Raw genomic sequence first — 21,698 nt, forward strand, 5'->3', positions numbered from 1 at the left:
TTTGAACCAACACTGAATTGAACTGCTGCTCGCTCGAATTCTCTATCGATTTATGAATGATTTGCGATCGCTATAGCACTACTGCCCATGAACGGAATGGAAGTTCGACGTTTGGAAGGAAATCTTCGGTATAAGTGGCTGTTCCGGTTGAAATTGGAAGCTTACACCAGAGGGAGTAGTGCACAGAACTCTGGAGCTGCATACCAGCTCACCCCCCTACCCCACGCCTAGCTCTACCTTATACAGACAAGTGGATCGCTGACCCATATTGCAGAAACCCTGTTTCCTAAAATCTTGATTTCTCGTTTGGCCGAATCAATAACTTAAAATTCATGAAAATAAGCTTCCTTTCTGAGATTCATGCGAAACTTGGGTTTCAGGAATAGTGTGGCAAGATTTCGGACTTGTGTTTACACGCTAGCAGCCTAGTCAGAGAGCCATTTTCCCACTTTTTTATGGTCCATCAAAATAAATAAAAGTTGTCTCCGCTTTGGGGCAGGCAGTATTATCAGGTACAATCTTGGTAGACAGTATGTTTTTACTGTCTGCTTCGGTAGATCGAATCATAAATACCTTCGCTCGCTCGATCGAATTTATGGTTCTGAAATCCTGCAGGGGCTAGGTGCATCGACGATGGACTAAAAAATCTAAAATCTGAAGTCTCAAATCTCAAATCGGTTAATTTTGTGTCGTTTCTAGGACTGTTGTGACGAGTGCAACCCAATCCACATATGGTACTTCGCACAGAAGGCGGCAATCGCTACTTGCCGCTCTCCGGCAGCAATTGCTGGACAGTAGGGCGGAGCGATGACAATAATTTTGTACTGACAGATCGCTGGATTTCCCGTAATCACGCGATGTTACAGCAGATGGAGACAGGAGAGTTCTACCTGATCGACTTGGGCAGCCGCAATGGTTCCTTTGTCAACGGGCGGCGGGTCAGTATTCCTGTAACTCTCAGAAATGGCGATCGGATTATTTTCGGTCAAACCGAATTGGACTTCTACAACCCAACCGCCGGACACCGACACGATCCAATACACGAGACAGACTCTGAAGATTTTACGGCGACTTTGACGGTGCGTAGCCTGATTAGCGTCATGGTAATGGACATCCGAGACTTTACAGTTTTGACTAGACAGCTAGACGAAACCCTCCTCTCAGAAGTCATCGGCAATTGGTTCCGCAAAGCAGGACAGATTATTCGCGAACACGGCAGTTGGGTGGACAAATACATCGGCGATGCCATCATGGCCGTCTGGTTCCACAAAACCAGCGGTGTCAGCAGCGAGGAAATGATGCGGATTTGCCAAGCTTTGAGCGAATTGCACAAGGCAACAGACGAACTCAGCAGCCGTTACCCCCTACCTTTTCCTTTGCGAGTCGGGGCCGGAATCAATACTGGTTATGCAATGGTGGGAAATTCTGGCAGCAGCGACCGATCGGACTATACCGCCTTGGGAGATACTGTAAACGCAGCATTTCGCCTTGAATCTTGCACTAAGCAACTCGGCAAGGATATCGCTGTGGGAGAAACAACCTACAAATACCTGACGCAATTGGGCGCCGAGGGCGCTTTCGAGCCGCACACCGTGGCTTTGAAGGGTTACGACACTCCCAGCCTGACTTACGCTGGTACTTATGCTGACTTGAACGCTTTTCTCAAAAGGAAAGGAAAGAGTTCTCGATAGCTAGAAAATCGGGTGCAGGGCAAAAATTAACCGTTGAAAATGGTAGTTCGAGTTTTTAATTTGGACTGCCTTTTATAAATTTGCCTGGGATGCTTAAAACTCGACCAATATCATATATATTCATATTTGTCAAGATCCAGATGTAAAGTTTATAACATCCCTCTACCTATTGCGGATTTATCTGAAAAACTGCATAAGCAAAATGGTAGTCTCTACATAAATGCTGTGTATGAAATTGGGAGACAAAACTTCATGAAACGATTGGGTCGTCTATTGGCAGTATTGGGCTTAGTGCTGGGCTGCTTTGCATGGGCTGGAGACCAAAGCGCGATCGCGGCGTCATTAAGCCGCATCGTCTTGCCATCATCCTCGCTCCTAGCTGTTGAAGCTCCGGCTAGAACCAATCGCGCCGATGAGAAGCTTGCCACAGAATACGGCAAAAAACTTGATTTGAACAACAGCGCCGTCCGGGACTTTCGGGAATTTCGAGGGTTGTATCCCACTTTAGCTCGACTAATTATTAAGAATGCTCCTTACGAAAATGTTGAGGACGTACTCAATATTTCAGACTTGACGGATGCTCAGAAAAAAGTGCTGCAAGCTAACATGGACAAATTCACCGTAACTGATGTTGAATCAGTCTTTATTGAAGGAGACAACCGGTTGAATAATGGTCTCTACGACTAGGTAGCAGCGGGTCTCATTTGAAGCAGAAGTCATTTGGCAGAAGGCATTCGGCAGAAAGAAAAAATTTTTTCTACAGGCTGATGACTTCTGCCTTTAATTTCTGAACACTTACTTTCAACCATCATTCGGCAAAAGCCGACCCAAATTCCCTAGATTGAAATAAGCGGGTTCCCCAGATTTATCTAAAATCTAAAATCTAAAATCTACAATCCCTTGACTGACATTAGTTGCAGTCCCCAGATTCATCTGTAGATTCAATTCTAAAATCTAAAATCTAAAATCTAAAATCTAAAATTGACTGGCGGCAGACTTATGACTGACAAATTTGACGTATTGGTAATAGGTGCTGGCGCGGCGGGTTTGTACACAGCACTTTGCCTGCCAGAGCATTTGCAGGTGGGTTTGATCAATAAAAATACCCTACCTGTTTCTGCTAGCGATTGGGCTCAAGGAGGGATTGCCGCAGCGATCGCCCCTGAAGATTCCGCAGCACTGCACGTTCAGGATACACTGGCTGCGGGAGCCGGTCTTTGCGATTTGGATGCGGTGAAATTTTTAGTTGAGGAAGCTTCAGCCTGCATTGACTCCCTAGTGAAAATGGGCGTTGCATTCGATCGCACCGGCCCAGATTTAGCCCTCACCCTAGAAGCAGCCCACTCCCGCCGCCGAGTTCTCCACGCCGCCGACACTACAGGCAAAGCCGTTATCAGTACGCTGACAGCAAAAGTATTGAGCCGCAAAAACATTCAACTCGTATCCCCTGCCTTTGCTTTGAGTCTGTGGCTAGACGAAACCGGGCGCTGTCAGGGGATTAGCTCGATTTGCGGCTCACAAGTCAAGTGGCTGCGGGCCCAAGCCGTAGTGCTGGCAACAGGCGGCGGCGGACAGGTTTTTGCTCAAACGACCAATCCGTCGGTAAGTACCGGGGACGGGGTAGCAATTGCTTGGCGCGCCGGGGCGCTGCTGCGAGATTTAGAATTTGTGCAGTTTCACCCGACGGCACTCAGCAAAGTGGGCGCGCCTCGGTTTCTCATTAGCGAAGCGGTGCGGGGAGAAGGAGCTCATTTGGTTGACAGTAAGGGATATCGCTTTGCTTTTGACTCTCACCCCAGCGGGGAACTCGCCCCTAGGGATGTTGTCAGCCGCGCTATTTTCCGCCACTTGCAAAAGACGGGGGAACCTCATGTTTGGCTGGATTTGCGGCCGATTGCGGTCGATCGACTGCGCTACAGGTTTCCCAATATTATTCAAGTGTGCGCTGATTGGGGAATTGATATTTTTTCCGAACCGGTGCCGGTGACGCCCGCTGCCCATTACTGGATGGGAGGGATTGTCGCTGACAAGTTTAACCAAACTTCGATTCCGGGTTTGTACGCGGTGGGAGAAACTGCGAGCACGGGGGTACACGGCGCTAATCGGTTGGCGAGCAATTCGCTGCTGGAATGTCTGGTTTTTGGGGCGCAGATGGGACTTTTGCAGCTAGAAGGTGGAAGGCCCGAGGCATTCGCCGATCGGTTCGAGGCGGGGGAAATCTGGGAAAAATCGATTTCTGAACAGGACATTGAGGCGATCGAAAAGTTGCGAGTCGAATTGCCGAATTTGGTGTGGCAGAGTGCGGGAATTTGCCGGGGACAACGCGATTTGGAAAGTGCGATCGTCCAACTTGAGATTTGGCGGCAAGAATTTGCTTCATTGCCTTTGAGTCAAACGCTTGACAATTTACAGCCCGGACAAATTATTGATTTTTCCCCTGCTGAGGCGGAGAATAGCTCGATTTTGCGAAATTGGGGAGAAGTGGGGAATTTATTGGATATTGGCTATTTAATTGTCAAAAGTGCTGCGTTTCGCACCGAAAGTCGCGGCGGTCATTACCGAGTGGACTATCCCCTCACCGATCCGGATTGGTGCAGCCATACTTTAATTAACCAATCGAATTGGTACAAATCTCCGCGAATAGAAGATTGAAAATTTATTGAAAATTTGGGGTCAGCGCGTCCCCGTACCGTCACTTTCGGGGTTCCCGTTCGGGGGTGGTTCGTATTTTTGGGGATTTCCAAACCTATAGGCTGGTGTAACTGCCCAAACTCTGGGGGTCGATGGCGTTGGGTTCTCGCCCGTACTAGGGGCTTTTGTGAAATTGCTAGTTGAGTTGCTGGCAAGTCGAGCCGCATTTGCGGTGCCGACTATATTCACTTGCAGGCAGGCCGCCAGGGTTGCCGTTGTTGTAAGCTGAATCAAAGTACGCATAGTATTCACACCCTTATTCAAATCACCGCAATAGATCCACGTCTATACCACCTATTATATCTATCAATTTCCGTATTTCCACTGATATCTTTACATTTACTTTAATTAACTTTCATAAGTTTTATATTTTGCTAAGTATATCTAATGGCAGATGACAAATTAGAGGATTTTAAATTAAGTGATTTGAGATTTGAGGTTTCACTAATTTGAACCTTTTCTTGAACGGTTTCAAAAAGCCTAGAGGGATTACAGTTTAAGAATCGAGCTATTATTTTTAAGTTAGCTACACAGGGTACGCCTAAAATAATATCCCCCTCACGACCCTATTAGGGTTTGATATCTAAAAATGGCTCAAATTTTGTCTAAAATAATTGAGATTTTAGATAAAAGGTTGAATATTTACAAATGACTTATAAAGCAAAGTGTGGGAAATTTACCTACTGGTGCATTAGGTTTTTAATGGCTCTTAATTAATAAAAGTGATATTGATTTTTCCCGCGTTCCTTAGCACGATACATCGCAACATCGGCATTCTTGACTAAAATTTCGGGCTCTTGACCGTCAATGGGATATAAACTAATGCCAATACTTGTAGTTACAGAAATTGTATGTTCTTCTAAAATAAAAGGCTGCATGATGGCGTCGCAAATTTTTTCCGCTACTTTCGCAGCTTCTTCTCGACCGGGAATTGCAGGCAAAATGACTGTGAACTCATCGCCGCCCAACCGCGAGATTGTATCGCTGCCACGCAAGCATTTTTTGAGCCGACTGGCAACTGTTTTTAAGAGTAAATCACCCACATTGTGTCCAAGAGTGTCGTTGATTGACTTAAAGCCATCTAAATCTAAAAAGAGTAAAGCTACCAATTCCTGAGTGCTGGAGGCTATTTCTAGAGACTTATGCAAGCATTCGTAGAACATTTGGCGGTTGGGCAAGCCGGTAAGAGCATCGTGATAAGCTTGGTGGCTGAGCTCAGCATTTTTTTGTTCGAGAGCATTTGCCCGAAGTTGGCGCTCGGTAATATCTCTAATTGCTCCGACTAAAAATAGGTTGCCTGCAGCATCTTTATGTAGGGATCTTTTCGTCGCAATCAAATGCGTAATTCCGTGAGCATCAGTAAAATATTCTTCATTTTCTCGCGGCTGATGATTTTGAAATACTAATTCGTTTTGCTGCCAAAATATCTCGGCTTCGGCGTGGGGAAATAAATCGTAATCAGTTCGGCAAGTTAAAATTTCTAAAGGATAGCCAATAAACCGACAATATGCCTGATTCAAAACTACGCAGCGGTGAGTTCGATCTTTGACAAAAATGGGGTCTGGAATTGTATCGATTAGCGATTGTAAAAATTCTTTAGACCGTTTTAATTCTTCTTGCAAGTGAGCCAGATAACCCACAACTGCTGCGCCAGAACCCACAAGACTGAGGATTGGAGGAATTAACGGTAGCCACCAACCTGCTAAGAATACTAAGTATAAAGTCGTACTCAGGCCTAGACAGATACTTAATAAACAGTAAGCCGATCGACCAACCGATCGCAAATTCCAACTCACCTTTGCTCCAGCCCAAGACCACAGTAAAATCCACAGCAACTCTGCAGCCTCTGGCCAGACATTGATACCCCCGCGCCCGTCGAGGGCCGCACTCAAAATTTGGCTCAAGAAATGAGCCTGAAGCTCGACTCCCGGTATTTGTTGGGGAGGACCAAACCAACCGGAACTGTAAGCATTTTGGTAAAAGTCTCTGAGGCTGGGGGCATTTGAGCCGATCAAGACAACGCGCGATCGTACAAAATCAGCAGGTACTGTCCCAGAGAGCAAATCACTCATCGATGCAGTGCGAAAACTGCCTCGCGGGCCGCGCAGGTTGGTCAAAATTTGATAGCCACGGCTGTCCGATCGAACGTAAGCACCATCATTCGGTTGAAAAGACCGAAAAACCCCCTTGCCTAACTGCAAGTATTTAGGATTGATTCTTGCTGGTTGAGGAGAAATTCCTTCGCTTTTGAGGTAAAGCAAAGCCAGTCGGAGTGCGAAACTTTGATGAGTTTTGCCGTCTCCGGGCCAAGCATAGAGCAAAGTTCGCCGCACTTTTGAGTCAGCGTCGATCACAACATTGTTGAAACCAATTCGATCGAGCTTGTCAAGTACCGGAGGCGGGCGAACTCCGAGCCTGGTTTCGTCTGGCATCAACTCAATGCCGATTAAGTTGGGAATAGTTTTAAAAGTTTTGAGCAAGTCTGCGTTACCCGGTTGAGTTGGCAAATCTCGGTAAACGTCGAGGCCGATCGCCCGCGGCTTGCCAGCGTGCAATTTTTGCAGCAGTTGGGCCAAGACAGCATCCGAAATTGGGTAGCCGTATTTTTGCAAGTCAGCTTCCTTAATTTCTACAATGACGATGCGCGAGTCAATGGGTTCGGCCGGCCGCCAGCGCACAAAGTGGTCGAAAGCAGCCCATTCCCACACCTGAAAAAATCCGAACCAGCGCATTACAATGACCGTACTAGCAACGGCACTTGCAGTAATCAATACTCGGCGTTCTCTATCGACCCATTTTTTGATAGTTTTTAGCATATTTTGGGGATTTGGGCCTCGCCCTGTGAGCATCTAAACTACTACTAACTATAGGTTTTACATCTCCTAGTCGATTTTAGATTTTAGATTTTAGATTATCCAATTTTTTAGTTTTTCGGTGTGGGCGAGTCGATTTTAGATTTTAGATTTTAGATTATCCAATTTTTTGTTTTTTCGGTGCGGGCGAGTCGATTTTAGATTTTAGATTATCCAATTTTTTGTTTTTTCGGTGCGATCGGGCTGCAAGAGCAGAAACCGGGTTTTACAACCAAAATATGTCATTTCAAAAATCATTCTGGAAGCAGAAACCCGGTTTCTTGCATTTTTATGTAAAATTTTTAGTAGTTATTTACCGATCTAAATACTAGAAACCCACAACTGGTTTATTTTTTTTGTTGTCACTAATTTTTACTGTATTTTTATTGATTATACATAGATGGCAAATTTTAGATTGATTTCGCAGCACGAGCCAAAAATAAACAGAGTTAAAAACTAGGATATTTCTTGCCCATCAATCTAAAATCTGTCATCTAAAATCTCCAAATTTCCTGTTAGTTTTGAAAGTTGCGCGGGCCGGTGTAACTAGATAAATCAGCGAGTTTATTCAAAGATTGCGTCCCCGAATAAAACTGACCATTAATCTCCCATGTCGGGAAACCTTTAACATTCGCAGCAGCAGCTTGGCAAATTTCAGCACGGGAATTTTGCCCCCTGGGATCGCATTCAAAATAATCAATTATTTTGGCTGCTTCTTGGCCGAACAGCATTTTTTGGTCGTGGCAGTGGGGACACCAATAAGCGCCGTACTCTTTAGCGCCAATTTGTCGGAGGTGGCGGGCCAAAGCAATTTCTGCAGGGCCGGAGGTTGTAGTGACTGCTGGGGGTAAAATTCCGGGGGTAGAAACAGTAGGAGCAGGTGAGTTGACGCTGTTATAAAGTGCCAAGGCACCGATCGAACTCACCATTGCCACCAAAATGCCTGTAAACACCAACTGTCCGATATCTTCCCACTCGCGCCCGACTAGCACCAGCACAAACAGCGACAGCGAAAATAAGGCAGAAGTGATGCAGTAAATGCACAGTTCCTGAATTTCAAAAGCCATCAAATACACCAAATAGCTGCTGAAAATTACCATCGCAGCGGTGATGATAAATAGCGCTTGCCAAGTTTTGTTTTCTAGTTGAGAGTGCAGTCCTTTCTTGGTGTCGGGATTTACAGCTTTGGGAGCCCATGCCAGGATTGCTATGCTCAGGTAAGCCAGACAGCCTAACAAACTTAAAGGTACTGTACCAAAGACTGTAGCGTAGGGACTGTTGAGAACTTTGTCGCAGCCGCTGGTGGGACAAATGACCGAGCCAGTCGTGAATTTAGCGATCGTGAGATAGGCCGTTTCTACGACGCCTATGGCTGCGATCGCTGCCATCAGAGTCCTAGACCAGCGATGAATCCAAGGGGTTGAACGTCGGCGAATCATTTTTTGATTTGGTAATTTGGGAATTGGGAATTTTTGACTGTTGACTGTTTACTGTTCTAATGACTGTTAACTAATAACCGATAACTGATGACTACTGACTACTGCCAACTGCCAAATGACTACTGCCAACAGTCAACAGTCAACAATTCCCATTTTACGTTTTACTTGTAAGTTTGCCCGGTTCCGGTGTTGGCCCTCTTGAGCCATTAGCGTCTCTGTTTTCCTGTTCGCGCTCTTTCTGTGACAAACTGCGGCGGGCGGCTTCTACAAACTGACTGACGCGGATCGGATCTATCGGCTGCTCGATGCGGCCGTTTCGCTTCAGGGAACTCGATACGATTACGCCGTCAGCGGCCTGCATGAGGGTGGAAATGTTTTCCCAGGAGGCGCCGCTGCCGATGAAAACTGGAATTCCCGCCGCTGCTGCACTCGCGAGTTCTAAGTCTTCGAGATTGGGAGGGCTGCCAGTTGTCCAGCCGGAAAGGATCACGGCGTCGGCTAAAGCGCGCCCGATCGTCTCTTGAACGGCTGTGGTCAAGTTGGGGCTGCCTAGGGGGCGCCCGTGCTTGACTAACACGTCTGCTAATATTTTGACATCGCTGCCCAATTCCCGGCGGTAGCGCAGTAGCTGGTGAGCTTGGCCTTCAATTAAGCCTTGGTCTGTAGCCATGATGCCGTTGAGGACGTTGACGCGGATGAATTGAGCTCCTGTGCAGGAGGCGATGGCGATCGCGCTTTGGGCGTCGTTTCGCAGCACGTTAACGCCGATCGGCAGCGTCACGAGATTTGTTAGCCTCTCAACTACCAGAGTCATGGCACTTACAACAGCCGGATCTACGCTGTCTTTAGCAAAAGGAGCGTCGAAAAAGTTCTCGACTATGATACCGTTTGCGCCACCAGAAGCCAGCGCTGTAGCCTCTTGCTCGGCTCTTCCGATAATAGCTTTGAGGTTTCCGCCCCAGCGGGGAGAAGTTGGCAAAGGCTGTAAATGTACGACACCGATTATGGGATTCGGCGTTTTGAATATTTGTTTTAAGTCCACGGATTTTCCTGAAACCACCAAGTTCACTGACGGCTGACGGCGGATTTTGACGGTATATTCTAGAATTCTATATCCACGAGGGCGATCCGGTTGACTTAATCGGGTTGCCAAGTTGCTCAAAGCCCGACGGCATAACATTTTAGATTTTAGATTTTAGTTTTTACAAGGACAGCCTACTTACCTCACTCCAAGAGGGATACTTGCTTCAAGGCACGAGTCCTCGAAAGCAAAAAAAGTTTAGATTTTAGGGAGATTTCCCAGATTCATCTGTGGAGTCAATACTTTAATCTTTAATCTAAAATCTACTGACTACAATCGGGGTTGAGAGCTTGACTGCTGTTGCATTCTTTTTTATACCTTGGTGTCGGCAGGGGTTTTTCCTTCTATATCGAGGTTAAGTGGTGGAAGTTGTTCTCATAATTTTGGCTGTAACCGCAGCACCCGCAGCAGCAATCGAAGTGCTGCTGCGGGTGCTGCTGGGTTTTGGCAATCCCTTGATTTACATTGCCGATGCCGAGTGCGGCTATTTGTTGGCGCCTAACCAGAAGGTGCGTCGCTTGGGCAACCGGATTGAGATTAACGAGTATTCGATGCGTAGTGGAGCGATCGCCCCGATCGCCCCTCCAGAAACTCTGCGCCTCTTGCTGTTGGGAGATTCTGTCGCCAACGGCGGTTGGTGGACACATCAGACAGATACGATCTCGGAAATTATGGCTCGGAATTTGAGACTGCTAGTACAGAATCTGGCGAACCCTACACAATTAGGTCCACAAGTCAACTATTCAGATTTTGAAGTTTTAAACGCCTCAGCCAATTCTTGGGGACCGAGGAATCAACTTGCTTACGCCAAGCGGTTCGGTGTTTTTGGGGCAAAGGCTTTGGTTTTGCTGCTCAATACGGACGATTTGTTTGCGTCGGCTCCCTGTTCTGTGGTTGTGGGGCGCGATCGATCTTACCCGGATCGCAAACCCCGATCGGCTACGCTAGAGTTATTGAGCCGCTACCTGCTCCCTGCGGCGCCGACTCGCCAATTGGCAGTACCCGGAGCCACAAGCGGCGATGTAGTAGGCTCCAACTTAGAGGCTATTCGGCAAATCCAGAAAATAGCTGTATCCGCCAACATCGAGTTTTTGCTAGCCGTCACGCCCAAGCGTGGCGAACTCGGCGGCCCGGGCCCTCGCGACTGGGAAGTCAATGCTAGAGCGCGTCTCGCCGAACTCGTAGAAACAGAGAAAATTACTTACATAGATTTTCTTCCCATTTTCAATTGTGCGGCCGAATTTCCAACTTTGTATCGAGACAGCATTCACCTCAGTCCTCAAGGAAATCAGCTAGTTAGCAAAATCATCAGTCGTCAAATAGTCGCTCTTTTTTGGCATAAATCGTGACTTCACCTAAAAACGGATACTTGCCCACGACTTCTGTTGTCGAGAGCAAAAAATTTGAAACCTTAGTTCAAGCCCCCAGATTCATCTGCAGAGTCAATCTAAGATATAAAATCGTTCGACTGAGGGCAACTCGACGCTCGCACTCGCCGAACTTCTCACGCCGAATTGTCCAATCTCAAATCGACTGACATCGAATCCGGTTGCATGGGAACAGTTACCCTCTTCAACGAACAACAAACCCAAACTGTAAAAGCACCCGGAAACGACACGATTTGTCTCGATTTAGCTAACTTGCAAAGTAGACTCTAGCTCTTTCGGATACCAAGCTTGACCGTCGAGAGCCATTTGCTCGATCGAACTCGCAAGCCGCAGAGCTTTGAGAGCTTGTTCTCCTCCTACAGAAGGCTGATTTCCACCCCGCACGCAATTAATAAAATGCTCCAATTCTGCGTGGAGCGGTTCAATATTGCTGGTGTAAACTTTCTCGATCAACCCATCTTGACGGTAAAGCACCTGACCGTAATCCGTCACGTAATTGGCGGTTGTTTGTCGGTGAATCAAGATTTCGTTGTTGAGAAAATCTGCCTCTGTCAGAGAATTCTTGCAGTGAGCCACGATTGAACGGAGTTTGCGGTGCGTCACCTTACTGGCAGTCAGAGTGGCGACAATGCCGTTAGCAAAGTTCAACGTCGCTGTCACGTAGTCTAAATAACCTGAATCTGAGGCTCTGCTGCCACTGGCTGTCAGCTTCACCACTTGGGAATCTGCCAATTCCAAAAGCAAGTCGATGTCGTGGATCATTAAATCCAAAACAACCGATACGTCGTTAGCCCGCTGGGAATAGGGACTCATCCGGTGAGCTTCCAATGCCAGTAACTCTTCAGTTTTCAGCACTTTGCCGAGTTCCTGAAAAGCTGGATTGAAGCGCTCGATGTGACCCACTTGTAAAATCCGGTGGGCCTCAGCAGCCGCGTTTACCAAAGATTCGGCTTCGGCAATGCTAGCCGCGATCGGCTTTTCAATTAAAACGTGAACACCCGCTTGGAGACAAGACATCCCCACAGGGTGATGCAGGCGAGTTGGAACGGCGACGCAAACTGCATCTACGTGGGCGAGCAAATCTCGGTAGTCTTCAAAGAAGCGAACCCGGTATTTGCTTGCTACATCTATTCCCCGCTCTACATTTATATCTGCAACACCCACGAGTTCGATATCTTTTAGCAAGCTCAGAACTCGCGTGTGATGCTGGCCCATATTGCCAACCCCAATCACCCCAATGCGGAGGGGTTCGAGTTGACTTCGCTGGGCGAAAACGTTTGCGTATCCCAATGACATCCTATCTAGCACTCCTGGATTCTCCTCCACCACCACAGGAATCAAGCCCCTTGGCTTCCCTCAGCTACTCACAGCCATCCAGATAGTACCACAGTCAAACTATTTGTGAAGAATTTCTAAGTTCAGTTGCGATTATCGCATCAGGCAATTAAGCAGAAGCTAGTCATACACAAGGGCAGAATACAGGGGTCAAATGTCTGGACATTGCGTATTGACAAAATATATTAAATATGTATTGGCATTGGGACGATCGCCTGCTGCATCACCAGAACACAAACCCGTCGGAATATTTGGCGATGACGATAAAACATTTTTCTAGTTTGTGTTCAACAGTAATAGTAAAAGTCATAAATTATACAAACACAATAGAGGACGCATCCGTATTAGTTCGGTTATTTACATTCTGCAATCTTTGAATTCAAAAAAATTTACTTTAAGAATGCGGATAATTACGGGCGACGGTTCACTCAAATAAACTAGACTTACGTAAAGCTTAATAAAAAACAATGATTCAAAAACAAAGGCCCAGATTAGGAAGTGCGATCGCTAGCACAATTTTAAGTTTGTTTTCAGCCCTCTCATTGGTAGGAGTTGACAAAACACAAGCCGCCGTACTTACCTACAATTTTCAAGTGGACGAGGGTGGAGGTAGTGGTTTTTTCAAGGTGAATAACTCCTCGGTTAGCGCAGAAAGAGGATATCAAGAAATTGCTGTAAGCGAGGGAAGATTAAACACTCCTTTTATTCTTGAGCCTTTTTTTGAAGAACGCAAAGAATACTACAATTTGGCAGGGGCTATAGCTATATTTTATGAAGGGGTTTTTCACGGAATCACAGGAGGCGGCTATGACTCAGCGACAAGAGAATTAATAGTTCCTCCAGACCAACTAGGAGGACCCGATCGCATTGAGTATAGCGGCAGGGCATTTGCGTATATGGAAATGTACGTGCAGCATTATAGGGGTATTAGTATTATTGGGCCATCTTGGTTCCAGGGGTTTAAGGAGGTATCTATTAGCCGCAGCAACGGTATTTCAGAGGAACACAGACAGAAGATAGACTCTGCCGATGTTTATTACACCCTAGTGAATACCGAACCCGAACCAGTTCCCGAACCTCTCACCGTTGGGAGTACAGCTTTAGCATTGGCAGGTTTAAGCTGGTTAAAACACAAGAAAAAAATGGCAGCTTGAGGTGCGATCGCACCTCAACAATTAAGCACTCTGAAGTCACTTTTCAAAGAATATTCGAGTTGCAAAATTTTGCTCTCGATTGGGAGACAGAGCTCTGGCTTTCAAAATCGCAGCTACTAAAAACGCATAGGACAAAACTCCCACCAAGGCCAGCAAAAGTACGCTGACGGCTCCCGACGCATTCCACAAAGCGTGAAGTGCCGAAGCGCTGAAATAGCCGACGCCCAAAATTTGCCAGCGCTTCCTAGGTTTGAGGGCGCTCAAACCGATAAAATATCCCAAATAGCCGCTGTAAGCCATGTGTCCGGCGGCGGAACCCAAAATGCGGGGAATTAGCAACTGCAATCCTACTAATTGTCCCGCCTCCGCCCCTGCTTGCAGGGTGACATTTTGGATGACATTGGGAACGTACTGTCCCAGAGTTTCTAACAGTGTAAAGCCGACGGCCGAGGCACTTCCTAACAGAATTCCGTCTAAAGGTTCCCAAACGCCGATTCGAGCGCGCCACGGATTTCGCAGCCAATTTCCCAGCAGCATCGCTCCCAAAACGGGCAAGGCTTTCAGTAATTCTTCCATCAGACCCGCCCCGAAAAACATTCTGTTCAAAAAAGGCAAAAAACTGATTGTTTCGCCTTCGCTTGGCAGGCGGCCGGGCAAAATTTCTCTAAATACGAATATAAATCCAATTAATAAGGGGCTGATCACAATTAGGACTGTAGCTAAGGCCGAACCAAGCAATACCCACCATGGCTTGTGTTTGCCGCACAGTTGATAGATAAAGTAGTAAGCCGCACCGGCGAGGTAAGCTGACAGCAGCAAGTTGAATGCTGCGGAATTGCCAACTGCGACAAACATCGACACGACAACAATAACTGTGGCGATACCTGGATATAAGTAAGCTTTTTGACTTAATTGTTTGCCAGTGGAGGCGATCGGGAATAATTGAGTTAAAGTGAGAGCATCTTTTTCGCTAGCCGCAAAATTGCCCGTTTGTGGTGCTCTTAATCCGGGTTGATTTTGGTAAGGGGTTACGGGAGATTCAAAGATGAATTCAGGGCCGTCAAGGCCGAGACTGATGCGATCGCCTGTTTCTAAAGTTTGGCAGCCAGAGAGCTTTTTTCCGTTGATATAAGTTCCGTTAGCGCTGTTGAGGTCGCAAATTTCCCATCTCGTCACATTACCCTGAGTTAGGGGACGGATCGTGGCGTGGCGACGGGAAACCATGCCGTGACCGATCGACTCTAAAGCTATTTGACAATTGCGATCGCGTCCTATGACCAATTCCCCATCTTCAGAAAGTTGGTACTGGGATGCTGGGGTTCCCGCAGCATCTTTGGCTGGCACTTGTCGCAGAAATCCGATTTCATTAGTCATGAGTTATGAGTCATTAGTCATTAGTCATTAGTCATTGGTCATGAGCTCGCAAGCTGTTAGCTGATGTTATTTTTGAGCAGTCTTTATTCCACAGTTATTAGTTGTTAGCTGCTGACTAATTACTAATTACTAATAACTGCTGACTAATGACTAATGACTAATGACTGATCACTCTGCTTATAGATTTGCTCTGGCATCCTGAACGGCTGCATAGAAAAATATGCCCGTTAGCGGTACGCTCAGGGCGAGGATGATGCCCGTGACTAAATTGCCAAGTTGAGCTTCTCCCGATGACAGCTCAAAGATGGAGCCGACTGCCGCGATCGCAGTGATGCACGAAAGAGCTAAGAGTAAACCACTTTTCGGAGTTCCTGCCATCATACTGATTTTACTGCCTTTGGGGAAAATTTATGCTTGACTAATGCTTCATTCAGTGCCAGCTTGTTTTCTACTCTGTCTACAAACAGCACTCCGTTGAGGTGATCCATTTCGTGCTGAATTGCCCTCGACAGTAACTCTGTTGCTATCAGGGTTTGTGGGCGGCCGTATTCGTCGCGGTAGGAGACTTCAATGACTTCTGGGCGTTTGACTTCTAAATAAACTCCCGGAATGCTCAAACACCCTTCTTGCAAGATGCAGATATCGCTGCTGCTACTTTTGATGGTGGGGTTGATCAAAACGATTGGTGGTGTGGCGGGGTTTTCCGGGTCGCAGTCGAGGACGATTACTTGTTTGTGGACTCCCACTTGGGGGGCGGCCAAACCGATACCGTCGGCACTGTACATGGTTTGCAGCATTTCTCGGACTAGCTGCCTAATTTCTGCATCGACGCTTTTGACGCGCTTTGCTGGCTGCCGCAGGACGCGATCGCCTAATGTGTGTATTGTTAGGGGCGGTTTTTCTAACTTTTTCTTTTCAATCAAGACCTGAGCCGTCATAAAACCTCGCGGGATATTTGGAAACCCCCAACGAAAGCTGTTGGGGAATGAAATTGGAACCAATACTATTGTTTTCAATATTAATCTAATTTTAAGTAGCCATGACTGGAAACAAACCAAACCAACGGCCGATTATTTCTCTGGGGCTTTCGCCTGTTATAGTCGCGGTAGAGCTTTTGGGTGCGATCGCGATTTTGCTGGCTGTTTTGCTCATCGTCAAGTTTTGGGCGGTTTTGCCCGATCGAATTCCGATTCATTTCGGCTTGGGGGGGCTGGCTGATGCTTGGGGCGACAAGGTGACGATTTGGCTCATGCCCGCGGTTGCTGTCATTATTTTTGCCGTTTTAACTGCGGTTTCGCGCTATCCCCATACTTTTAATTATCCGGTACAGATTACTTCTGAGAACGCTCATCGGCAATATCTGTTGGGCAGAGGCCTTTTGGCTTGGCTGAAGGCGGAGATTTGCTGGCTGTTAGCGTTTGTGGTGCGACAGCAAATTGTTGTCGCTTTGGGCAATGCTCAAAGGTTTAGTGTGGAGTTGATTTTGGGGTTCCTTGTTTTGATATTTGGAACGGTTGGCGTGTATTTGCTCAAGGCTTATTCTGCTCGCTAGATGTAGGGCAAAAAACTTACATCATACCCAAAAATAAAGTTTTTTGGTATGATATTTTTAACTGTATGTAAAATTATTATCCCTAAAAGTAATTTTTTGATATTGAGGACTAAAGTCATATAAATTTTATGAGGAGTTTAGTCTTCAGTACAAACTTTTTTAATGGCGGGTAATTGAGGGAACCTGATAGTCATCACACGCAAGAGGTTGGTGCTAGGGTAAATGCCGATCGACTAACCCATCAGATATGTTTGCTGATTGTTCATCGGCAATACTCGCAACCGTCGATTTTTTAAATCTGGTTCTAAGCCTAGTTCTTCCATTGGAATCACGCCCAACAAAACAGCAGAAACGCCTTCGGGCAATTCTAAACAATCAAATCTGCCCTCTCTCCCCTCTACAATAATTTGAGCGCCTGCAAAAATTCGACCTTTTTTGATGCCAGCCGAGGTTTCTACATCTCTTTCTCCTACTTGTCTTAAACTTAGTTGGCTAATAATGGGAGCTGGCAAGGAAAGCAGAGTTGCTCCGGTATCGACAACAACGTTATCGAGGATAACAGAGCGAACTTCCTCAGCAGCAATGAATCCCCGTTCAGCCATAACTAGATCGATGAAATTTGTGACGGTGATTGTAGTGATTACTTGACCCATTTGTTTTTCTTGCAGATTGGGGAGTACCAGGGCCATAGTATGTTACCTGTTTGAGTGTAATTAGTGGAGATTTATATTGTAATATTATCTAGAATCATGCTTGGTTAGTTAAAATCGTTTTATTGACCAGCCACAGTTAGAATTTGCCTCAACGCATGACACCCGAACCAAACTCTTCTCAACCCAATCGCCCTGAATCTAACGTGACTGTAGAAAGTCAGAACGGTGCGAGCCCTACTGTGCCACCAGAATCAGGGACAATCGTCGTTACTGCTGAACCGGAAAAACCGGTGCAGCCGCCTCCAACTCGCAAGGTTTTTTTGCCGCCGCAGCCGGAACAAACGACTGCTGAGAAGTCGGGGTCCGTGCTGACGCTGGGGTTGATCGCAGCGATGATTTTTGGGCTGGCAAATGACAACATTTGGCTGGGCTTAATTGGCGCCGTAGGTGCGATCGGCATATCGGTGCGGCTGATGTGGCCGAGTTGGGGCAAAATCTGGGCGCAGGTAATTCCGCCGACTTGGCGCACGCTGATCGTCGCCTGCTTCGGGCTTTTAGCTGGGATTGTTGGCTTGCTGATGCTCAGCGGTACTAATACTGAACCGGGAAGCCGCAACATCCAAATCAACTGGGACGCCATCGGCGCTTTGGGCGAGTTGATCGGCGCTTTGGGCCAAATTTTGATCGCAATTTTGGGCGTTTACGTGGCTTGGCGGCAGTACGTGATCTCGAAAGATTTGACGATTCAGCAAAATAGAATTACGCAGCAGCAAACGATCGATGCTTATTTTCAAGGGGTTTCCGACTTAGCCCTTGACGAACAAGGGTTTTTGGAAGACTGGCCGCAGGAAAGGGCGATCGCAGAAGGCCGCACCGCTGCGATTATGAGCAGTGTAGATGCTGAAGGTAAAGCTAAAATTCTGCGGTTTTTGTCGCAGTCTAGATTGGTTACTCCTCTGAAGCGCGATCGGCTTTTAGGCCGCCCCATCCTTGACGGCGACGGTGGCTACGCGGAAGATAGAGATCACGGTATCCGCGTTATCGATCTCAATGTCATGTTAGCGGGTGCTAACCTGGCTGGCACCGATTTGCGGTGGACGGATTTGAGCGAAGCCAACCTCGTCCGCGCCAATCTCAGCAAATGCGATTTAGTGAAAGCCAACCTCTCGCGCGCTGTCTTGTACGACGCCAATCTCGCTCGCGCCGACATGAGAGCCGCCGCATTATTCTACGGCTCGGCACAAACTGCATCCCCCCGCAGCCGTACCGAATTTCCTAACTATCAAACGGGTGAACATACCGGCGCTGTGGTTGAACGTGCTGATTTCACCGGTGTCAAGCGGCTGTCGGAGGAACAGCGCTATTACTGCTGCGCTTGGTGCGGCTCGAAGTCGAGAGAGACTATTCCCGGTGGCTGCGAAGGGATTCCCAATAAACTCGGACGTTAAAATTATCAGTACCGCTGTACTTAGGTATATATTTGGCGATCGCTCGGCAGCGGACTATACTTTAATTTTAAATCTACAGTCGGGCGCTGTTTTAGCCCTGACAAATACGGATTTAAGGCTAGAAGTAATTCCGCGCCTGGAGCGCTCCAAAAGCCTGGACGAGGTAATTTTTGTCGCTGCTAGGTGCTTTCTGATGGGACGATAAATGGCACCTATAAATCGCTAATTTAGGTAACAGCTATGCAGATGATGAGCAGCAGCATTCTATGGCTTTTTAGCCTCTGTCACTTTTGCTAATGCGCGGCTTCACAACTTTTGGAATGCAAGTGGAAGTAGCCGGGCTACTAATTAATATTTGGGCATTTTTGGGTGCCTTATTAGCAGATTCAAACTATTAGTAAAGTTACCCTAATTTAGGGCTGTAGCTATTTGTTGGATTTGTGAAACAGGCTGAGCATTACAGTCGGATATTCCGGTTTTGGTTGGATCTTTAGCGCTACTGATAAATTCCGTTGATATGCAATCGTTGGACCCCTAAGCTTACGGCATTATGGAGGTTTCAATGGCACTCGGTTTAGTGTTGATTAATCCGACTTGTTGGGAATATGGTGTTATGACATTATCTGCTACATTAGTGCTGTACATGGCTGTTGAATTTGCTGGGTGGGTCTAGGTAGCTTAAGATACTTCTCCATATCTTTTGCATAAACTTAATTTACTCTATTTCCCAAGCTGCCTGAAAAAAGTCTCTTTCACACAGCATAGCGTAGCGATAGGTTGTTTCTACCTCCGGCCCAGCTTCTGCGTAGCGATCGACCAAACTTTCCAGCCGTTTTGCTAAAATCTCAAAATCCGGGCTGCTATAGGTGGAAATCCAGTCGCTAAAAGCGTGTTCCGGTATATTAGGTTTAGCTAGCTGCTGTCCCAAAAAAGCGTACAACCGCAAGCAAGGAGTCATCGCGGCTGCTGTTAAACCTACACCACTTCCCCAAGCTGTCGCTAATAAAAAATCTGTATAGCGACGGGTAGCAATTTCCGGTTTTGCCTCTTGCAAGTTTACACCCCATTTGGCTGCATATCGTTGATGCAAACGAAGTTCTTCTAAAACGCCACTACCGAGATCGTGAAGGATTTCAAACCCCTCCCAATCAGGTGCTTTTGCGGCAGCGATACTGTAAGCGCGAGCAAATGCTCCCAGAAAAAATGCGTCTTGTGCAACGTAATATGCAAAACTATTTTGGGGGAGGCTGCCGTCAGCAATGCCTCTGACAAAGGGATGTTGTAGACAAGCTTCGCTTAAGTCTTGATTTGCTTGCCAAAGATAATTGGAATTTGTCATGCAATTTTGAATCGATGGGTTATGATTGTAATTTTTATAATCTGACTAAACATCTATGATAACAGATGTTTTCGCGTGGCGTGTGTCATTTTTATGGTATCTTTTATTTTTTGTATTTAAAAAATAGATAATTGTTGGTACGCGGCTATTTTGTGGGCGGATATTGTCCGGCTAAAAGAGCGAAATTACGTGCCGAACCTCTCTCGTGAAGCAGCTAGGGGGTGTGGGGAAAAAGAAACTTTTGATTTAACGGTTGAAAAGCCAATTCTTAAACAGAAACTGCTATGAAAGATACACCTGAGTATTCCTTGGTAATTCCTATCTATAACGAAGAAGAAAATCTCGCTGAATTGTATCGGCGAATTAGTGCCGTGATGGATCGAATGGACGGTCCAGTAGAATTAATTTTAATCAATGATGGCAGTCGCGATCGCTCTTTAGAACTTTTGCGAGAATTGCACGAAAAAGACTCACGAATTTGTTACCTCAGTTTGGCCCGCAATTTTGGTCATCAAATAGCTGTAACTGCTGGTTTAAACTTTTCTAGAGGTCAAGTGGTAGTCATCATGGACGGCGATTTGCAAGACCCACCAGAGCTAATTATAGAGATGGTAGAACAGTGGCAGCAGGGCTATCAAGTTGTTTACGCTCAGCGCACTCAACGCCGTCAAGAAGGTTGGTTTAAGCGGTTGCCAGCTTATATGTATTATCGCATTTTGCGGCATCTTGCGGATGTTGATATTCCCATAGATACGGGAGATTTTTGTTTGATGGATAGGTGCGTGGTGGACGTGCTAAATGCGATGCCTGAACGCAACCGCTACATTCGGGGATTGCGCGCTTGGATTGGTTTTAAACAAACCGCAGTTAAGTTTGAACGTGATCCGCGCTTTGCAGGTGAGGTTAAGTATACCTTCAGAAAATCTTTGAGTTTAGCGATGAATGGTTTAGTATCTTTTTCAAAAGTTCCCCTCCGACTTTCGATTTATATGGGGTTATTTGCGGCATTTGTATCTGTGTTAATGGCTTTTTTGATTTTGTATTGGCGGATTTTTTATCCAAGTTCTGCCTTAACGGGTTTGACAATTGTGATGATGGCGGTTTTCTTTTTGGGTGCGGTGCAGTTGGTTAGTATTGGGATTTTGGGCCAGTATATAGGGCGGATTTACGAGGAGGTGAAGGGCCGGCCACTTTATACGCTGGCAGAAGTGGCTGGCTTCGATCCATTGCGTCAAAAAAATGGTAAATAAGCAGGAGGTTTTTACTATCTTGATGGTTTAAAGATAGCGGTTGTATCGTGCCTGAATCACCTGAAGCCTGAACTACATTCAAAATGCGGGTTGTTGATTCATTATTTTCTACTTAATTTCAGCCTATATACACTCCCGATCCCATCGTTGAGTGACTCTATTCCAGCCAAAGTAATCTTTAATAGCTAATGCTTGCTGTCTTAAAAAGTCTTGTTTTTCAGGATTTTTTACCAAGTCAATCACTGCTGTAATAAAAGCATTATTAGTTTCCTCATTCCCCGCAGATCCCTTAATTCTGATACCTGATTTTACAGTGTCATCTAAATCTGCATAAGTTGTCACCACAGGAACACAACCAGTAGCTTGCGCCAAGCACTAAGCTGTTCGACATCTAAACTGCATCAACTCGCGTTACCTTTGTTTTTGATCTTTCGGTTCCATTTCATAATTA

The 21,698-nt window shown here is 46.4% G+C and carries 20 protein-coding genes; 9 read left to right on the forward strand and 11 right to left on the reverse strand.

Annotated elements, in window-relative coordinates; genetic code table 11:
• The first annotated feature begins 731 nt into the window (after positions 1–731).
• The 3 genes from QUA33_RS24645 (at position 732) to nadB (ending at position 4,343) form a co-directional block, all read left to right on the forward strand.
• Positions 732–1,691 (forward strand): adenylate/guanylate cyclase domain-containing protein, encoded by a 960-nt coding sequence (locus QUA33_RS24645; protein ID WP_333079327.1) that lies wholly within the window; start codon positions 732–734, stop codon positions 1,689–1,691.
• Positions 1,692–1,943: 252 nt separating this feature from the next.
• Positions 1,944–2,378: a photosystem II complex extrinsic protein PsbU gene (gene psbU / locus QUA33_RS24650; protein ID WP_006635850.1), complete on the forward strand. Its 435-nt coding sequence runs from the start codon at positions 1,944–1,946 to the stop codon at positions 2,376–2,378.
• A gap of 312 nt (positions 2,379–2,690) precedes the next feature.
• Positions 2,691–4,343, forward strand: a complete 1,653-nt coding sequence (gene nadB, locus QUA33_RS24655; protein ID WP_333151976.1) for an L-aspartate oxidase — start codon at positions 2,691–2,693, stop codon at positions 4,341–4,343.
• 21 nt (positions 4,344–4,364) lie between these two features.
• Here nadB and QUA33_RS24660 read toward each other — a convergent pair whose 3' ends face one another.
• From QUA33_RS24660 to btpA, 4 genes are all read right to left on the reverse strand, one after another.
• Positions 4,365–4,625, reverse strand: a complete 261-nt coding sequence (locus tag QUA33_RS24660) for a hypothetical protein (RefSeq protein ID WP_333151978.1) — start codon at positions 4,623–4,625, stop codon at positions 4,365–4,367.
• 470 nt (positions 4,626–5,095) lie between these two features.
• A complete protein-coding gene (locus QUA33_RS24665; protein WP_445243281.1) occupies positions 5,096–7,231 on the reverse strand; it encodes a CHASE2 domain-containing protein in 2,136 nt (711 codons plus the stop codon).
• A gap of 518 nt (positions 7,232–7,749) precedes the next feature.
• Complete coding sequence (locus QUA33_RS24670; RefSeq protein ID WP_333151982.1) at positions 7,750–8,673, reverse strand: vitamin K epoxide reductase family protein; 924 nt, start codon at positions 8,671–8,673, stop codon at positions 7,750–7,752.
• Between the two features lie 154 nt (positions 8,674–8,827).
• Positions 8,828–9,715 carry a photosystem I biogenesis protein BtpA gene (gene btpA / locus QUA33_RS24675; protein WP_333078231.1) on the reverse strand — a complete coding sequence of 296 codons (888 nt, stop codon included), beginning with the start codon at positions 9,713–9,715 and terminating at the stop codon, positions 8,828–8,830.
• Positions 9,716–10,116: 401 nt separating this feature from the next.
• Between btpA and QUA33_RS24680 the strand changes: the two genes are divergently transcribed.
• A complete protein-coding gene (locus QUA33_RS24680) occupies positions 10,117–11,103 on the forward strand; it encodes a GDSL-type esterase/lipase family protein (RefSeq protein ID WP_333151984.1) in 987 nt (328 codons plus the stop codon).
• Positions 11,104–11,385: 282 nt separating this feature from the next.
• Here QUA33_RS24680 and QUA33_RS24685 read toward each other — a convergent pair whose 3' ends face one another.
• The gene (locus tag QUA33_RS24685; protein WP_333097687.1) at positions 11,386–12,438 is read right to left on the reverse strand and encodes a Gfo/Idh/MocA family oxidoreductase; all 1,053 of its coding nucleotides are present in this window, start codon (positions 12,436–12,438) and stop codon (positions 11,386–11,388) included.
• A gap of 193 nt (positions 12,439–12,631) precedes the next feature.
• On the opposite strand from QUA33_RS24685, the gene QUA33_RS24690 reads away from it, so the two are divergent.
• Positions 12,632–12,757, forward strand: coding sequence for a hypothetical protein (locus QUA33_RS24690; RefSeq protein WP_333151986.1), 126 nt, complete (start codon positions 12,632–12,634; stop codon positions 12,755–12,757).
• Between the two features lie 187 nt (positions 12,758–12,944).
• Positions 12,945–13,631, forward strand: a complete 687-nt coding sequence (locus QUA33_RS24695; protein ID WP_333151987.1) for a PEP-CTERM sorting domain-containing protein — start codon at positions 12,945–12,947, stop codon at positions 13,629–13,631.
• 36 nt (positions 13,632–13,667) lie between these two features.
• Here the strand turns inward: QUA33_RS24695 and QUA33_RS24700 are convergent, their stop codons facing one another.
• From QUA33_RS24700 to def, 3 genes are all read right to left on the reverse strand, one after another.
• Positions 13,668–15,005, reverse strand: coding sequence for a PrsW family glutamic-type intramembrane protease (locus QUA33_RS24700; protein ID WP_333151989.1), 1,338 nt, complete (start codon positions 15,003–15,005; stop codon positions 13,668–13,670).
• Positions 15,006–15,182: 177 nt separating this feature from the next.
• Positions 15,183–15,383 (reverse strand): hypothetical protein, encoded by a 201-nt coding sequence (locus QUA33_RS24705; protein WP_199292547.1) that lies wholly within the window; start codon positions 15,381–15,383, stop codon positions 15,183–15,185.
• Positions 15,383–15,943 (reverse strand): peptide deformylase, encoded by a 561-nt coding sequence (def, locus tag QUA33_RS24710; RefSeq protein WP_333151991.1) that lies wholly within the window; start codon positions 15,941–15,943, stop codon positions 15,383–15,385. The genes QUA33_RS24705 and def overlap by 1 nt, the downstream gene beginning before the upstream one ends.
• 101 nt (positions 15,944–16,044) lie before the next feature.
• On the opposite strand from def, the gene QUA33_RS24715 reads away from it, so the two are divergent.
• Positions 16,045–16,557 carry a DUF1648 domain-containing protein gene (locus QUA33_RS24715; protein WP_333151993.1) on the forward strand — a complete coding sequence of 171 codons (513 nt, stop codon included), beginning with the start codon at positions 16,045–16,047 and terminating at the stop codon, positions 16,555–16,557.
• A gap of 233 nt (positions 16,558–16,790) precedes the next feature.
• Here QUA33_RS24715 and QUA33_RS24720 read toward each other — a convergent pair whose 3' ends face one another.
• On the reverse strand, positions 16,791–17,246 hold the full coding sequence (locus QUA33_RS24720) for an aspartyl protease (RefSeq protein ID WP_333151995.1): 456 nt from the start codon (positions 17,244–17,246) through the stop codon (positions 16,791–16,793).
• 119 nt (positions 17,247–17,365) lie between these two features.
• Here QUA33_RS24720 and QUA33_RS24725 point away from each other — a divergent pair, with 119 nt between their 5' ends.
• Complete coding sequence (locus QUA33_RS24725; protein WP_333151997.1) at positions 17,366–18,658, forward strand: pentapeptide repeat-containing protein; 1,293 nt, start codon at positions 17,366–17,368, stop codon at positions 18,656–18,658.
• Between the two features lie 715 nt (positions 18,659–19,373).
• Here the strand turns inward: QUA33_RS24725 and QUA33_RS24730 are convergent.
• Positions 19,374–19,997 (reverse strand): TenA family protein, encoded by a 624-nt coding sequence (locus tag QUA33_RS24730; protein WP_333151999.1) that lies wholly within the window; start codon positions 19,995–19,997, stop codon positions 19,374–19,376.
• A gap of 284 nt (positions 19,998–20,281) precedes the next feature.
• On the opposite strand from QUA33_RS24730, the gene QUA33_RS24735 reads away from it, so the two are divergent.
• The gene (locus QUA33_RS24735; protein WP_333152001.1) at positions 20,282–21,247 is read left to right on the forward strand and encodes a glycosyltransferase family 2 protein; all 966 of its coding nucleotides are present in this window, start codon (positions 20,282–20,284) and stop codon (positions 21,245–21,247) included.
• Between the two features lie 123 nt (positions 21,248–21,370).
• Here QUA33_RS24735 and QUA33_RS24740 read toward each other — a convergent pair whose 3' ends face one another.
• The gene (locus QUA33_RS24740) at positions 21,371–21,619 is read right to left on the reverse strand and encodes a hypothetical protein (RefSeq protein ID WP_333152003.1); all 249 of its coding nucleotides are present in this window, start codon (positions 21,617–21,619) and stop codon (positions 21,371–21,373) included.
• Between the last annotated feature and the right edge of the window lie 79 nt (positions 21,620–21,698).

It is taken from the genome of Microcoleus sp. Pol14D4, assembly GCF_036701245.1.
Classification (GTDB): domain Bacteria; phylum Cyanobacteriota; class Cyanobacteriia; order Cyanobacteriales; family Microcoleaceae; genus Microcoleus.

Excerpts from the sequence above, each read along its gene's own strand:
- QUA33_RS24645 (WP_333079327.1), top strand. The coding sequence starts at position 732 with ATGGTACTTCGCACAGAAGGCGGCAATCGCTACTTGCCGCTCTCCGGC.
- psbU (WP_006635850.1), top strand. The coding sequence starts at position 1,944 with ATGAAACGATTGGGTCGTCTATTGGCAGTATTGGGCTTAGTGCTGGGC.
- nadB (WP_333151976.1), top strand. The coding sequence starts at position 2,691 with ATGACTGACAAATTTGACGTATTGGTAATAGGTGCTGGCGCGGCGGGT.
- QUA33_RS24660 (WP_333151978.1), bottom strand. The coding sequence starts at position 4,625 with ATGCGTACTTTGATTCAGCTTACAACAACGGCAACCCTGGCGGCCTGC.
- QUA33_RS24665 (WP_445243281.1), bottom strand. The coding sequence starts at position 7,231 with ATGCTCACAGGGCGAGGCCCAAATCCCCAAAATATGCTAAAAACTATC.
- QUA33_RS24670 (WP_333151982.1), bottom strand. The coding sequence starts at position 8,673 with ATGATTCGCCGACGTTCAACCCCTTGGATTCATCGCTGGTCTAGGACT.
- QUA33_RS24685 (WP_333097687.1), bottom strand. The coding sequence starts at position 12,438 with ATGTCATTGGGATACGCAAACGTTTTCGCCCAGCGAAGTCAACTCGAA.
- QUA33_RS24690 (WP_333151986.1), top strand. The coding sequence starts at position 12,632 with ATGTCTGGACATTGCGTATTGACAAAATATATTAAATATGTATTGGCA.
- QUA33_RS24695 (WP_333151987.1), top strand. The coding sequence starts at position 12,945 with ATGATTCAAAAACAAAGGCCCAGATTAGGAAGTGCGATCGCTAGCACA.
- QUA33_RS24700 (WP_333151989.1), bottom strand. The coding sequence starts at position 15,005 with ATGACTAATGAAATCGGATTTCTGCGACAAGTGCCAGCCAAAGATGCT.
- QUA33_RS24705 (WP_199292547.1), bottom strand. The coding sequence starts at position 15,383 with ATGGCAGGAACTCCGAAAAGTGGTTTACTCTTAGCTCTTTCGTGCATC.
- def (WP_333151991.1), bottom strand. The coding sequence starts at position 15,943 with ATGACGGCTCAGGTCTTGATTGAAAAGAAAAAGTTAGAAAAACCGCCC.
- QUA33_RS24715 (WP_333151993.1), top strand. The coding sequence starts at position 16,045 with ATGACTGGAAACAAACCAAACCAACGGCCGATTATTTCTCTGGGGCTT.
- QUA33_RS24720 (WP_333151995.1), bottom strand. The coding sequence starts at position 17,246 with ATGGCCCTGGTACTCCCCAATCTGCAAGAAAAACAAATGGGTCAAGTA.
- QUA33_RS24725 (WP_333151997.1), top strand. The coding sequence starts at position 17,366 with ATGACACCCGAACCAAACTCTTCTCAACCCAATCGCCCTGAATCTAAC.
- QUA33_RS24730 (WP_333151999.1), bottom strand. The coding sequence starts at position 19,997 with ATGACAAATTCCAATTATCTTTGGCAAGCAAATCAAGACTTAAGCGAA.
- QUA33_RS24735 (WP_333152001.1), top strand. The coding sequence starts at position 20,282 with ATGAAAGATACACCTGAGTATTCCTTGGTAATTCCTATCTATAACGAA.